Origin of the sequence: Bartonella sp. SD1336NMGDW, from assembly GCF_042193565.1 — a bacterium.
GTDB classification, from domain to species: Bacteria; Pseudomonadota; Alphaproteobacteria; order Rhizobiales; family Rhizobiaceae; genus Bartonella; species Bartonella grahamii.
On record NZ_JBHILW010000101.1, the window covers coordinates 1 to 590 of the forward strand.

General features: G+C 46.3%; 1 pseudogene. It reads right to left on the reverse strand.

The annotated features are described in order from the left end of the window. Nucleotides 1-590, reverse strand: a pseudogene (locus ACFIKH_RS09370) (hypothetical protein); the annotation flags it as partial.

Sequence of the window (590 nt, forward strand, 5' to 3'; positions counted from 1 at the left end):
AAAATGTTACTGTCATTGCCTTTACCACCACGACCAATGTAAGCTGTTTTTAATTTATCTAAATCAGAACCTTTCATTTTAACATGCACGCATTGACCGCCGCCGCCGCCGCCATCTTTAACGCCTCCACCTCCACCGCCCCAAGCCCATACTTCGATATCGGTGTCAGCATTAATACCATCAGGCAATGGAATATCTCCGCTTTCTGTCATCAGAATTTCAACAGGTTTTCTAACCCCGCCACCATTGTTGCCGCTACCAGCGCCGCTGCTATTGCTACTATTTGCTTTGATTGAAGCCATCAGTTTGGCTGGTGAGATAAGTGCATCCACTGTCTTTATGCCATCAATCCAGTCTTTTTTTGCAAGAGGTTGAATGAGATCAACTTTTTTCTGTACACTATCCGCTGTTTCTTGTGCGACACTTGCCACAGCTTGTGCCCTGTCTCCTGTTTTTTGTGCGGACTCAGCGGTATTTTTCGCATCTACAGCGTGATCTTGCGCATCTTTCGCTGTATTGAATGCAGCATTGGCAATATCCTTCGCCTCACTGGCTGCATAAAGCCCTTGTTGTGCACTTTCTTGTGCGTG